Source organism: uncultured Zoogloea sp. (assembly GCF_937894855.1).
Lineage (GTDB): Bacteria > Pseudomonadota > Gammaproteobacteria > Burkholderiales > Rhodocyclaceae > Zoogloea > Zoogloea oryzae.
The window spans coordinates 1-13677 of the sequence record NZ_CALAYQ010000206.1; the positions used below are offsets into that span (position 1 = coordinate 1).

The 13677-nt window shown below is 64.1% G+C and carries 14 protein-coding genes; all 14 read left to right on the top strand.

What is annotated here, in order from left to right; genetic code table 11:
• Positions 1–663: 663 nt before the first annotated feature.
• The 14 genes from Q0672_RS22065 to Q0672_RS22130 all read left to right on the top strand — a co-directional run bounded on the left by Q0672_RS22065 (position 664) and on the right by Q0672_RS22130 (position 13551).
• On the top strand, positions 664–3075 hold the full coding sequence (locus tag Q0672_RS22065) for a DEAD/DEAH box helicase family protein (RefSeq protein ID WP_298626014.1): 2412 nt from the start codon (positions 664–666) through the stop codon (positions 3073–3075).
• Positions 3072–4271, top strand: a complete 1200-nt coding sequence (locus Q0672_RS22070; RefSeq protein ID WP_298626017.1) for a restriction endonuclease subunit S — start codon at positions 3072–3074, stop codon at positions 4269–4271. Before Q0672_RS22065 ends, Q0672_RS22070 begins: the two co-directional genes overlap by 4 nt.
• A 2-nt stretch (positions 4272–4273) precedes the next feature.
• Positions 4274–6244: an N-6 DNA methylase gene (locus Q0672_RS22075; RefSeq protein WP_298626020.1), complete on the top strand. Its 1971-nt coding sequence runs from the start codon at positions 4274–4276 to the stop codon at positions 6242–6244.
• Positions 6245–6361: 117 nt separating this feature from the next.
• Entirely contained in the window at positions 6362–7681 is a 1320-nt protein-coding gene (locus tag Q0672_RS22080) for a hypothetical protein (protein WP_298626023.1), read from the top strand.
• A gap of 202 nt (positions 7682–7883) precedes the next feature.
• The gene (locus Q0672_RS22085) at positions 7884–8222 is read left to right on the top strand and encodes a hypothetical protein (RefSeq protein ID WP_298626026.1); all 339 of its coding nucleotides are present in this window, start codon (positions 7884–7886) and stop codon (positions 8220–8222) included.
• A gap of 501 nt (positions 8223–8723) precedes the next feature.
• Positions 8724–9167, top strand: coding sequence for a JAB domain-containing protein (locus tag Q0672_RS22090; protein WP_367179988.1), 444 nt, complete (start codon positions 8724–8726; stop codon positions 9165–9167).
• A gap of 75 nt (positions 9168–9242) precedes the next feature.
• Positions 9243–9374, top strand: coding sequence for a hypothetical protein (locus Q0672_RS22095; RefSeq protein WP_298626028.1), 132 nt, complete (start codon positions 9243–9245; stop codon positions 9372–9374).
• A gap of 72 nt (positions 9375–9446) precedes the next feature.
• Positions 9447–10022 (top strand): hypothetical protein, encoded by a 576-nt coding sequence (locus Q0672_RS22100; RefSeq protein ID WP_298626031.1) that lies wholly within the window; start codon positions 9447–9449, stop codon positions 10020–10022.
• On the top strand, positions 10006–10410 hold the full coding sequence (locus Q0672_RS22105) for a hypothetical protein (RefSeq protein ID WP_298626034.1): 405 nt from the start codon (positions 10006–10008) through the stop codon (positions 10408–10410). The genes Q0672_RS22100 and Q0672_RS22105 overlap by 17 nt, the downstream gene beginning before the upstream one ends.
• A 105-nt stretch (positions 10411–10515) precedes the next feature.
• Positions 10516–10803 (top strand): hypothetical protein, encoded by a 288-nt coding sequence (locus Q0672_RS22110; RefSeq protein WP_298626037.1) that lies wholly within the window; start codon positions 10516–10518, stop codon positions 10801–10803.
• A gap of 4 nt (positions 10804–10807) precedes the next feature.
• Positions 10808–11182: a hypothetical protein gene (locus tag Q0672_RS22115; RefSeq protein ID WP_298626040.1), complete on the top strand. Its 375-nt coding sequence runs from the start codon at positions 10808–10810 to the stop codon at positions 11180–11182.
• A gap of 239 nt (positions 11183–11421) precedes the next feature.
• Entirely contained in the window at positions 11422–12660 is a 1239-nt protein-coding gene (locus tag Q0672_RS22120) for a site-specific integrase (protein ID WP_298626043.1), read from the top strand.
• Positions 12661–12863: 203 nt separating this feature from the next.
• Complete coding sequence (locus Q0672_RS22125; protein ID WP_298626046.1) at positions 12864–13139, top strand: type II toxin-antitoxin system Phd/YefM family antitoxin; 276 nt, start codon at positions 12864–12866, stop codon at positions 13137–13139.
• A complete protein-coding gene (locus Q0672_RS22130) occupies positions 13126–13551 on the top strand; it encodes a putative toxin-antitoxin system toxin component, PIN family (protein WP_298626049.1) in 426 nt (141 codons plus the stop codon). Before Q0672_RS22125 ends, Q0672_RS22130 begins: the two co-directional genes overlap by 14 nt.
• Positions 13552–13677 lie beyond the last annotated feature (126 nt).

Here is a 13677-nt window from a genome sequence, read left to right on the forward strand (position 1 = left end):
AGCCAAGACAAGCAAGCAGAAAAGCCAATCCGCGAGGGTTGGCTTTTTTGTTGTCTGGTCGATTGCTGGTCCGGGGTTTTCGATGCCGGGCACGGGATCACGCATACAGGCGCGGCCGCTCAGTCGCCCTCGCCCAATGCGCCGTGAGGGGCGCCCCAGCAGCTCGTCACGCCACGAACCCGGTTCCGCAGCCCTTGCGGCGCGACGGCCCCCTTCCGACTGCATGCCCCCGCCGGCCGCCACGGTTTCGCCGCGGTGCTGCACCGGGATACACAGCCTCTTCAACGCCCCCGCCCACCACGCGACCGGCGCAGACCGGCCCTCGAGCGGATTTCGGGCAGCCGATCGTCTTGGTGTCAATCTCGGCAAGGGGGTCTATGTAGTACGTCAATTGACACCACCCGTGTTGTCTTACCCCCAAAGCTATCGCCGAGCAACAACGCATGACTGAATCGAGTTGGCGGCACCTACGTGATCCCGGCGCAGGATCATGGGACCTGCGCCGGGCATCCCGATTGTTTCAGCCCTGCGAGCCTGGCTCGCGGAGGCTGCACAAAGTGCCATGCGAAAAGCGCCACCTCGTGTCCGCATCCCTTGCCATGCGGTTCGACCATGATATAAACGTCATCAAGCCAATCCCCGCCGGCATGATCCGTCTTCGTCATGAGCTACAACGAATCCGAAACGCGCTTCTACCTGATCGACCCCGTCCTGCGGGGCAAAGGATACGACGAGCACTGGAAGCTCAAGATGGAAACCCCCGCCCCGGTCGAACCCACCGGCAACCGGGGGCGCCGACGCGCCGGTGGCGGGCGCACCGACTACCTGCTGTGCGTGCAGGCACCAGGCATGCCCAAACCCCTGCCGGTCGGCGTACTCGAAGCCAAGGCCGAAACGAAAGATCCGCTCGAAGGCATGCAGCAGGCCAAGGGCTACGCCGAGTGCACCCGCTTTCACGTGCAGTACGTCTTTGCCACCAACGGCCACCGCTACGCCGAATTCGATCTCACCGACCAGGCCCCTGCCGGCCCCTTCCCGCTGGCGGATTTCCCCTCCCACGACGCCCTCACCGCGCGCTACGCCACCGACACGGGCATCGACATCAAGGCGCCCGGGTCGGCGCTGCTGTTCATGGTCGACGCGGCCGCCTTCAACAAGCCCCGCTACTACCAGGACGCCGCGATCCGAGCCGCCTTCGAGAAAGTCCTGAGCTGCGAGAAGGCCGGCGAGCCCGCCCGGATCCTCCTCAGTCTCGCCACCGGCGCCGGCAAGACCGTGATTGCCGCCAACCTGCTGTGGCGCCTGCATGAAGCCGGCCGGCTCGCCAAGCCGGCGCTGTTCCTGTGCGACCGCGACGAACTCCGCGCCCAAGCCTGGAACAAGCTCTCCCTCGCCTTCCCCAAGGGCAGCGTGCGCGTCGTCACCAGCGAGAAAGGGCTCAACGCCGCCCGCAACGCCAAGGTGCACATCGCCACCTACCAGACCCTCGGCCTCGACGAGAACGATGAGGGAGACAAGCAGCTGTCCGCCAGCTTCCTCAGCCAGCATTACCCCGACAACGCCTTCTCGGTAATCATCATCGACGAATGCCACCGCTCGGCCTGGGGGCGCTGGTCCGAGGTGCTCAAGCGCAACCCCGACGCCATCCACATTGGCCTCACCGCCACTCCGCGCCAGCTGCGCGAAGGCAAGCAGCAGACCAAGGCCGACACCGAGATCACCGCCAACAACCGCGCCTACTTTGGCGACCCGGTGTATGAATACACCCTGATCCAGGCCCAGGAAGACGGCTACCTGGCGGCCTGCGAGATCGTCAAGCTGCGCCCCTCCGTCGACAAGAAGACCTTCACCCGCGAGCAGGTGCTCGCCAACAGCCCCATCGACGCCCGCACCGGCAAGTACGTCAAGGCCGAAGACCTCAAGGCCCAGTACGTGGCCAAGGATTTCGACGACGACATCCTGCTGCCCGAGCGCATCGCCGCCATGTGCGCCGATCTCTTCAAGCGCCTGTGCGAGCACGGCGGCCCCGAGCAGAAGGTCATCATCTTCTGCACCCGCGACATCCACGCCGACCGGGTCGCCGCCCAGATGCAAACCCTCTACGCCAACTGGTGCAAGGACCGCGGGCAGACCCCGAAGGACCACTACGCCTTCAAATGCACCGACAAGGGCGGCGCCGAGCTGATCGAGCCCATGCGCGGCTCCGGCGCGCGCTGCTTTGTCGCCTGCACCGTCGACCTGCTCGCCACCGGCGTGGACATCGAACGCCTCAACGCCGTCGTATTCTTCCGCCACCTGGAGTCGAGCATCCTCTTCTACCAGATGGTCGGGCGCGGCACCCGCATCCACGAGGAGACCCAGAAGTACAAGTTCTGGCTCTACGACTACACCGGCGTCACCGACCTGTTCGGCACCGACTTCATCACCGCGCGGCGCCCGCCTAAGCCCGCCACGCCCGGCGGCAGCAACGGCGACGGGGGTGATGACGAGGGCGGCGGTCCGGCCCCGCTCCCCGAGATGCCCAGCGGCGGCGAGAGCCGCATCGACTCGCTGGGGCATCACATCCTGCTCCAGCGCGACGGGCGCGACACCCTCGTGCCCATCGAGGAATACCGCCAGGAAATGATCGCCCGCGTATTGCGCGAAGCCGCTACCATTCACGACTTTCGCGGTTTGTGGGTCGAGACTGCCAAGCGCCGGGCCCTGATCGGCCACCTGCTCGGCGAGCATTACTCCCCCGACATGGTGCGCGAGCTGATGCAGATGAACGACTGCGACCACTTCGACCTGTTCGCCCACTACGGCTACCGCGAGAAGGCCCTCAAGCGCACCGAGCGCAAGGACGCCTACCTGACGGGCAACGCCGCGTGGTTCGACGCCATGGACGGCAAGGCCGCCATCGTGCTGCGCGGGCTGGGGCACCAGTTCGGCATCGGCGGCACCGACGAACTGGAATCGACAGAGCTATGGAACGTGCCGGAGATCCGCCGCGCCGGCGGACTGACGGCCTTGAAAGGACTGGGCAAGCCCGTGGATGTGTTGAGAGAAGCGAAGACGAGGTTGTTTGGGGTATGAATTTCGTTCCACTTGGCAGCATCGCTGAAATTCAACTTGGCAAAATGTTGTCGCCAGCAGCAAAGACTGGCCTGTATCAATCTACGTACTTGCGGAATCAGAATGTTCAGTGGGGTCGGTTTGACTTATCAGACTTGGCAACCATGGATTTCTCTGAACGCGAACGTCAAAAATTCGAGCTTCATCCCGGTGACCTGCTCATTTGCGAAGGGGGAGAGCCTGGCCGCTGCGCAGTCTGGAACGGGGAGTTAGCCGATTGTTACTACCAGAAAGCGTTGCATAGACTTCGCCCCTATACAGGCATCGCTGACTCCGAATTTCTCGCATATTGGATTCGCTCGCAGGCGCTGAAGGGCACGTTCGAGGATCAAAATGCGAAGACGACAATTGCGCATTTGCCTTTAGTTCGACTTGAGCAGTTGCCCGTTCCGGATTTGCCGCTCGAAGAGCAGCGTCGGATTGCTAGCCTAATAAAATCTCAACTGGCCGCAGTTGAAGACGCCCGCCAGGCAGTTCAGACCCAGCTGAAGGAAGCGGCTCTCCTTGCCAACAAATTGCGCGATCAGGCAATGATGGACCTGGATGCTTTTCGACGCGTCCGCCTCGAAGACCTGCTCCAGTGCATCGATGCCGGGAAGAGCTTCCAGACCAGCGAAAGGCTGGCTTCCGAAAGGGAATTGGGCGTACTGAAGGTCAGCGCCGTCAGCTGGGGCGAGTTCAAACCCGGGGAAGCAAAGGCTATCGACGGGGATTACACGCCAGACGACCGGCACCGCATACGCAAAGGCGACGTAATTGTGTCGCGGGCCAATACCATCGCCTTGGTCGGCGCTGTCGTTCGAGCGGAACGTGATTACCCGCAACGTCTGCTGTCAGACAAGACCCTGCGCCTGATACTCGACACGATGCAATGTGATCCGGACTACTTTGTGGAAGCACTGCGCCTCCCCGAAGCGCGTGCCCATATCGAGGCCAATGCAACGGGCAGCAGTGACTCCATGCGAAACATCTCACAGGGAGCCCTGGCAGCCACCCCGATTCCGCTCCCCGAAATCCATGAACAACGTCGCCTCGCGAAGCACATGCAGGCCGTCAATCAGGAGCTGACCGCGCTGCGAGCCTCGATCCAGACCCGACTGGATCACATCGAGCAACTCCCCGCCCGTCTCCTCGCCCAAGTTTTCGACGCCCTCTGAACATGCCCCGAACCAAGAAAAGCGCCGACGCCTCCCCCAAGGCCAAGGCAGCGAAGGCCATTGCCTCCACCCAATCCCTCTCCAGCTTCGTCAAGTCGATCTGCGACATCATGCGCCGCTCCAATTGCGCGAGCGCGCTGCAGTATGTGCCGGAGCTCACCTGGATTCTGTTCCTGCGCATCCTCGACGCCCAGGAGAGCAAGGCGCAGGAAGAGGCCGAGGCCGTCGGCCGGCCCTTTGCGCCGGCGCTGCAGGCGCCCTACCGCTGGCAGGACTGGGCCGCCCCCTTCGACGACAAGCAGGAGGCCTTTACCGTCGACGGGCGCGCCTTGGGCTGGAAGCGCGAGGCCTTGAAGGCCCGGGTCGGCGACCTGTTCGCCTTCATCAACACCGAGCTGCTGCCTTACCTGCACCGCCTCGACACCCTGCCGGATGGCCGCCCGAATCTGCTGGCCACACCGCGGCAGCGGGTCATCGGCCGCATCATGACGGCGGTGGAGCGGGTGCGCGTGGACTCCGAGACCGACTTCGCCAACATCCTCGATCTGGTGCATCAGATCAGCATCGACCATATCGACGACCGGCATTTCTTCACCCTGTCCCAGGTGTACGAGGACTTGCTCTTGAAGATGGGCGAGAAGAACTCCGACGGCGGCCAGTTCTTCACGCCGCGCGAGGTGGTGCGGGCCATGGTGCATACCCTGGCCCCCCAGCCCGGCGAGACCATCTACGACCCCTGCTGCGGCACCGGCGGCTTTCTGGCCCAGGCCTACGAGCAGATGGCCGTCAAGCTGGGCGATCAGCCGGCGGCGACGGCGCTGGAGGGGCTGAAGCACGACAGCTTCTTCGACCGGGAAAAAGAGAATCTGGTGTTTCCGATCGCGCTGGCCAATCTGGTGCTCCACGGCATCGACCAGCCCAACCTGTGGCACGGCAACACGCTCTCCGGGGCGCCGACCTACGACGCGCTGTTCGAGGAGGCCCCGGCCACCTTCGACGTGATCCTGACCAACCCGCCCTTCGGCGGCAAGGAGGGCAAGGACGCGCAGAAGAACTACAGCTTCGAGAGCAGCTCGACCCAGGTGCTGTTCATGCAGCACATCCTGAAGGAGCTCAAGCCCGCCCTGGACGGCAAGCCTGGTGGGCGCTGCGGGGTGGTGCTGGATGAGGGGCTGCTGTTCCGCACCAACGAGAGCGCCTTTGTCGAAACCAAGCGCAAGCTCCTCGACGAGTGCGAGCTGTGGGCCATCGTCAGCCTGCCCGGCGGGGTGTTCTCGACCGCCGGGGCGGGCGTCAAGACCAACCTGCTGTTCTTCACCAAGGGCCGCAAGACCGAGCGGATCTGGTACTACGACCTGTCGGGCGTGAAGGTGGGCAAGAAGACCCCGATGACCCTGGCCCATTTCGGCTGGAGCAAGCATTTCGAGGTGCTGGCCGATGCCGAGCTGCCGAACACCCTGGCCGCAGAATGGCTGGAAAACGAGCAGGCCGCCGCGCAGGAAGAAGGGCGCGATCCGCGCCCCTTCCCGAGCTTCGCCCGTCTGCTGGGACAGCGCGGCACGCCGGAGGCCGAGAGTGACTTTTCATGGACGGTGGATTTCGCCGCCCGCCGCGCCAGGGCGGCCGAGGAGATGGCGCCCCATCTGGCGGAGGTCGCCGAGCTGCGCGAGAAGACGGTGGCCCTCAAGGAGCAGGCCGCCGCGCTGAAGAAGGCCGGCGGCGACGACGCGGCCCTGCGTGCCTGCCGCGATGAGTTGCTGCTCACCGAAAAGGCGATCCGCGAAGCCCAGGCCCGTGCCGATGCCATCGACGCGGCCACCTTCGATCTGAAGGCGGTCAATCCCCACGCCAGGGTGGAGCGCGACCTGCGCTCGCCGGCCGAGATTCTCGATTCGATCGCGCGGCATGGGCAGGTGGTCGAAGAGGCCTTGCAACGCTTACGGCAATTGACCACCGCATCCGGCCTCCAATAGCTAGAAGGCGCGTATCCGCGTTTGCCATGACCTTCATTAAAGATGGGCGAGATTGCTCGGAGGTGCTGTCACGTCGGGCCTCGCCTTTTTGCTGACTACCGCTTGGATGAGCCAAGAATGCTTGACGAATACTCGATTGAACAACGTGCGACACAGATCTTCGATACGCGAACAAAGGAGTACTTTTCGGAGGTGCTGAGCTGCTACGCGGCAGGTAACTACCGGTCGTCGGTCGTAATGCTCTGGTCTGTCGCGGTCTGTGACTTGCTCTTTAAACTGCAGAACCTCGTCGACCTCTACGGCGACACCAAGGCCAAGAACATCCTTACGGATATCGGGAAGCTCCAACAAGACAACGAGCGCTCCCCGATCTGGGAAACCAAACTAGTTGAGTCGGTAGCCGAAAAAACACAGCTCCTTGACATTGCCGAGCGAGAGAACTTGCTGCACCTCCAACGGCAGCGCCATCTTGCTGCTCACCCCGTGGTCAACGCGAATTTCCAGTTACATCGCCCGAATCGTGAAACAGCGCGTGCGCTGATCCGCAACACGCTGGATGGTCTTCTGACCAAGGCACCGATCTTGTCCAAACAGATCGTCAACGAACTCATCGAGGATCTTGAGCAGGCTTCAGGCATCTTGATCGATGAAAAGAAGTTAAAGGCCTACTTGGAGAGCAAGTACTACACTCGCTTCAATCCTGAAGTGGAGAAGGCTGTGTTCAAGGCGCTCTGGAAGTTTGTGTTCAGGCTGACCGACGAGCGATGCGAAAAGAACCGCGCGATCAACCTCAGTGCGTTGCGCTTGCTATATGGGCGTAACCCTGGGCAATTCAGAGACCAAATCGAGGCCGAGACAGACTATTTCAGCACGATAGCGACTGGCGGGGATCCTGTTGTCTGCTTGATTCGCTTCTTGTCGCGCGAGGCGCAGCTATACGGGCTCCTGGCAGATCACGCAAAGACAGCAGTTCAGCACGTAGCTGAGAGTGATCCCTCTGCCAGCTGTCTGGCGTGGTTCACCGCGGCCAACCTGCAAGAGCACGCGGAACAGCTGGGTGAATGGATTGCAGGGAAGGACTACCCTCAAATCGAACGCGAGACGTGGGACGCCATTGAGGAAATATCGGATTCACCGGAATGGGCCAAGACGGTGATTCGTCTTGCGAACAAGTACTACGTAGCCAGTGGGAGCTACAACAGCGCAGATCGGCGGTTCGCTGAGGTCATCCGCCCGAACTTGGATCGATATGAGCTCGATGATTGTGTTGATCTCATCGAAGGAATTCAGCGTAACCAGCAGACTTACGGCCGCGGACGTGCGGACAATGACCATGGAGCTTTGCGGGAGCGAGTTTTAGAGCTTGATCCGGCGTTTGATTTCGCCGCTTACAGGACCTTCAGCCGTAACCTAGGAACTCTAGACGACAGCGAGTAACGCCTAGGCATCGATCCTACGCGCGAGACCAAAGGGGGTTGGGGGGGGTCTTCCTCCGCCCTACTCTCGACCCAAATGTGGACCTGCCGTGTTCCGCTATGGAGTAGCCGACGGGCATCGGTCTACGGGTTGTTTGACCCGTTCCGGCCCCCAGCCCGATCCCGCAAAACATCCCATCGTTGCTTCCCTCCCCGAGGTCACGATGCCCGCCACCCTTCTCCCGCCCCCTCCCCGCCCAGTCTTCAAGCGCAAGCCCGCCGAGCCCCTGCCCGTTAGCTTCCTCACCAAGGCCGCCGGCCTGCCCGGCGGTCGCACCCTGGCCGTCGCCCTGGCGCTGTGCATCCATGCCGCCTCCACGGGCTGCCGCACCCTCACCTTCGGCCCCTGGCTGCGCACCCGCTACGCGATCTCCGATGACGCGGCCCTTGACGCGCTCAACCGCCTGTCTGCCGCTGGCCTGATCTCCGCCAGGCGGGGTCGCGGGCGTTTCGCCGTCGTCACGCTTCACCTCGACGACGAGGCCCCGCTCGCCGCGGCCTGACCCGCAAGAAGAAGCCGGTGCAGGGTTCTCCTGCACCGGCTTCTTCTATCAATCCGCGACCGCTTCAAACCTCTCCCGCCTACCCTCGTCCGGCTTGATCCCGGCTCGCACACACCGCTGACCTCGTCAGGCCCCCTAAGAGCCTGTTAGCGCCAGTTCCGGCGGTTTGCCGCAACCGACAGGCGTCAGAGCCCCCGCCTTGGCCTTCATATCATTCCTGTGATCCAGCCGGATCTCCATAGGCCCTGCTCACCTCCGGGTGACCAGGGCCTTTCTCTGTCCACGCCGCCGATGCCCCCGCTGCGTGGGCACCGGCCTTCTCCGGAGGTCTTCATGTCCGATCCCCTGATTTCCATCCGCACCTTACCCACCGCGAGCCTGCTCGGGCTGCTGGTCGGCGATGTCGCCGCCGAGGCCCTCGCCGGACGGTCGCTGGCCGAGCTCTTCCACCTCCACACCCGCCAGAGCGGCGTCTGCGAGACCCCGGCGGACTATCGCGCGGTGCGTATCCTCGGCGCTGCACGCGAACTGCTGACCCGGGCGCTCGCCGAAGCCGTCGAACTGGGCGACTGCCTCGACAGCCCGCAGAAGGTCCGTGACCTGCTCCGCCTGCGCTTTGGCGACCTGCCCCACGAGGTCTTCGGGGTCGTGCTGCTCGACAGCCAGCACCGCGTGCTCGATGTGGTCGAGCTCTTCCGCGGGACGCTTGCCCAGACCTCGGTCTATCCCCGCGAGGTGGTCAAGCTGTGCCTGGAGGCGAATGCCGCGGCGGTGATCCTCGTCCATAACCATCCGTCCGGCAGCCTCGAACCCAGTTCGGCCGACCTGGCGCTCACCGAGACGCTGAAGAAGGCCCTGACGCTGGTGGACGTGCGCGTGCTCGATCACTTCATCGTGGCAGGCACCGCTTCGCCCTTGTCGTTCGCCGAGCGCGGGCTGATCTGAATCCTGTTTCTCGCGCCTTCGTCAGGTCCGCCTGCCGAAGGAATGTTCGTGTTGTCGCCCCTGAGGAGTACCTGTGTGTTTCCGTTCCTGCCTGCTGTGCTGGCGGCCCTGCCGACCGGCCCCGGTGCTGCCGTGGCCTTGCTGGCTGCTGCAGCCGCTTACGCGCTGACCCAGCGCGAGATCGACGCCCGCGTCGAGATCCGCTGAACCGTCGTTTTTCCTGTTCATGTCGCCCTCCCGGCCCTGTGGCCCGGAGGGCATCTTTCTTTTGGAGGCCCCATGGCCAAGAAACCCGAGGTCGCGTCGGCGACCTATCACCGGCTGCTCGATTCCCGGGCATCGACCCTTTCCGGCAGTTCCGCAATCCAGTACGCGCTGCTGGCCGCTCCCGACCACGCCCAGGTCTTCCTGCTGATCACCGCGGCCGAGGGCGGCGGCAACTTCAACCGCGAGGTGGTGGCGCTCGACGATCTGGAGGCGGCGGTCGATGCGGCGCCGGCCGGCAAGCCCTTCGGCTCGAAGCAGCTCAAAGGGGCGTACCAGGGCCGCAGCAACAACAACGCGCCCTACGCCTGCGCGGCGCTGCTCGCCCAGGGCCTGCTCGCCAAGTCGCCGGAGGTGAAGTTCGGCCTCGTCAAGGCGGGCGACTGGGACGCCTGGCGGCTGCAGATGATGGCGCTGCCGGGCGAGGTCTTCGTGTTCCCGTCTGCCTCCGTCGAGGCGGCCATGCCGGTGACGGCAACCTCCGCGGTGCCGAAGGGCAGGAAGAAGGACAAGCGCGGGGGCAACCGCTTCATCCCGGTGGTGGAAACGGCCGAGGCCGGCGAGGAGGTTTCCGATGCGGATCCTGCGTGATGCGGCCGATGTGGCGGCGCTGGACGATGCGGAACTGCGGGCGCTGATCGAACGGCGGCTCGACGAGCGGGAGATCGGCGAGGACTTCGACGCCGAGTTGCACGGGCCTTTCGTGGTGATGATCCCGGGTGATGGCCTCGCCGAGGTGGAGGCCGCCGTCGGCATTCCGCTGCTCGTCAATCCTGTCACCCGCGTTGCCTACGGTGATCCGGCCTTCAGCCCGATCTTCGAGTACGCCGGGCGGCATGCCCGCTTCTACGAACTGGTCTTCATTCCCGGCGGGGGTGATGAGGGCGTGACGCTGTTTGTGCCCCGTCACCCGGATGTGGAGCCGCGCCTCTTGGCGCTGTGCGCCGAGTATGCCGTCACCGAACCGGTGGAGGTCTAGTCCCGGGGGGCTTCCGCCCCTAAGGACCCCGTCCATCTTGCTGCCTTTGACCCCTGACGCCCGATGCGAGGACCGCATCGGGCGCTTTGCTTTCTGGAGAACCCTATGAACCAAGAAACGCGCCTGCGCTTCAGTCCCGGCGAGATCGTCGCGACCCGCGGGGCGGACGCCCTGCTGCGCGAGCAGAACCTTCACCCCGTCAAGCTGCTGGCCCGCCACCTGACGGGCGACTGGGGCGAAGTGGGCGCCGAGGATGCCCAGGCCAACGAGGCGGCCCTCCAGACCGGGGCTCGGCTGCTGTCGGTCTATACCGTCGCCGGGGTCAAGCTCTTTGTGATCACCGAGGCGGAACCGCGGTCAGTGACGACAATCCTCCTGGCAGATGAGTACTGAGGCGATGATCCCATCGAACCATCCCATCCCGCTCGATGCGGGCGTAGCGCGGCTCGTGGCGCTGCTGGGCGAAGACCGCTACGAGTGGTTTGCCGAGCGGGCGGGCATCCTGGAGTTCAATGCCCGCCTGCCGCGGATCGACGCCGAGCGGCAGGCCTTGATCCAGACCCTGGCGCGGTATGGCTTTCCCGGGCAGCCCCAGCTCTGCCTGCTGCAGGTCGAGATCGGCGGCGGAACCCAATGGGTGCTAGCTGCGGACGAGGTTTTTGCCCGCCGGCAACTCGCCGTGCTCGGAGCCACCGAGGTGCGCGCCGTCGATCTGGCCGACGTGCTGCATCGCCAGTTTGACGATCTGGCGTGGCTCGGCACCACGCCGTAAGCCTGCCCCGCCACCGCGCCGGAAACACCGGCAAGGGACCGGCAGCAGCCGGCCTGCCCCTGCCTTGCCCTCGCGCCCGTCCCCTCGCTTCAGCCTCGCCAAGCCGCTATCGCAGCGCCACGTGATCCCGGCGGCGGCGTGCTTCGGACTTGAGAGACTGAGTGCGTCCGCGGCGGGCAGAGTGTGGGCGGGTTGGGGGCACTTCTTCCATTCCTTCTTTCGATCGAGGAGATTTGACGATGAACCGCGTCACGCGATTCCGATTTACCGTCCGCGCCATCGAGCAGTTGCTGCCCTGCCCCCTTGATGCGCCCGGCAAGGGCTATGAGGTGAGCGATACCGAGATTCCGGGCCTGCGCCTAGCGGTGTCGAAAGGGTCCGGGCGCAAGACCTTCTGGTTGCGCTATAGTTTCCGGGGTGCGAAGCGGGCAATGCGTCTGGGCGGGTTTCCGGCGACGTCCCTTGCCGATGCCCGGCGCCTGGCCCTTGAAGCCCGTGGGCAGCTAGACCGGGGCATCGATCCGCAGGAGGGGCGCGATCTGGAGCGTAGTTCGCCGACGCTGGCGAGCTTCGCGAAGGATTATCTGGAAGGGTACGCGAAGGTCCATAAACGCAGCTGGCGTGACGACCAGAGCAAGCTGGACCTCCACGTAATTCCCTTCTTCTCGGCCGAGCGTCGTCTGTGCGACATCCAGCGCCGGGACGTCGAGCGTTTCATCGCGGCGGTGCGAAAGACCCATTCCCCGGCGACGGCTAACCGCTTCCTGTCCCTGCTCTCGGCGATGATGCGGCGCGGGGTGACCCTCGGCGTGCTGCCGGACAATCCGTGCCGCGGGATTCCGCGATTTCGAGAGAATTCGGGCAAGAGCCGGTATCTGAGCCTCGAAGAGGTCGGGCGGCTGGTGGTCGCGATGGACAAGGACCCGGCACCCTCGGTGATGGCCGCGCTGCGCTTCATGCTGCTCACCGGCTGCCGGCGCAGTAATGCCCTGAAGGCGCGCTGGGAGCACATGGACCTGGAACGGCGGATCTGGTTCATGCCGATGACCAAGTCCGGCAAGCCGCAGTACTCGCCCCTGTCGGAGGAATGCATCGCGCTCTTGAGCCAGCTCAAGAGCCGGCAGGCGAGTCCATGGGTGTTTCCGTCCCCGACGGACTCGACGAAGCCCCTGCGCGACCCAAGGAAAGCGTTTGCAAGGGTTCTGGCCGCGGCGGGCATCAAAGGACATGTACGCCTGCACGACATTCGCCATACACATGCGGCATTGGCCGTGAGCCATGCGGGCCAGACACTCTTCACGGTTCAAAAATTACTTCATCATGCCAGCCCCCAGACGACCATGATTTACAGCCACATGGCGAACTCGACCTTGGCCCGCGCCTCCCAGGCGGTCTCGGACGTGATCACTCGGGCGACGCAGACGGCGAAAGGGGATGGGGTGAAGATCGCAGCTGACGAGGCGTCGCTGGCCCGTTGAAGGACCGCCCGCTTGATCGCCTCCTGAGGGCGACGGGCGGGTGGTCTTTTTTTTGGTGTCAATCTTGTGAAGGGGGTGTATGTAGTTGCGGAATTGACACCACCTGCGCGGGTGCGTAAGCCCGCATACGGACGATGGATCAAACGGCCCCTCCCGTATTGTCTATAATCGCCATAATAGCTATTTCACCCAGGAGACTACCCATGCGTACCGTGACCTCCGTCGAGGCTCAGAACCGCTTCGGCGAGTTGATCGACAGCGCCCAGCGCGAGCCGGTCACCATCACCCGTCGAGGGCGGCCCGTGGCCTTCGTGCTCTCGCCGGAAGACATGAAAGAGCTGCTGGCCGTCCGCCAGCAGCGCGAGCGCGTGGTCAGCGATTTCGAGACTTTTTTCAGTGCCGCCGACGCCCGCCTGAAACCCGAGGCCGCCGAACTTTCCGACAGTGACGTGCAGCGGATGGTGAATGAACTTCGTTAAACGGGTTGTCTTCGACACCAGCACCCTCGTCAGTGCAGCGCTCCGGCCGACCTCCATTCCCCGTCAGGCGTTCCTGAAGGCCGTCGCGGAGGCCGAGTTGTGCGTATCCGACGCGACGCTCGCCGAGATCGGCGAGGTCATGGCGCGCGACAAGTTCGATCGTTACCTCGACCGGGCACTACGCATGCAGTTCGTCGAGCTGTACCGCCAACACGCCCGGCTGTTCCACGTTTCCGAGGCCGACGAGAAGACGCTCGAACCGCCGTGCCGCGATCCGCGTGACAACAAGTTCCTGGCCTTGGCCCTCACCTGCTCGGCCGACGTCGTGGTGAGCAGCGATGAAGACCTGCTGACGCTCAACCCCTATCGCCGCATTCCGGTCGTCCTGCCACGGGAGTTTCTGGCGCGCTGATGGGCGGTATTGGCGGTCGGGAAAGCGCCGCGGGCTGGCAAACAGGTATCGATGGTTTCGGTGTCAATCTCTACATGGGGGTGTATGTAGTAAGCCAATTGACACCAGCAACAGCGCGTAAGCCGG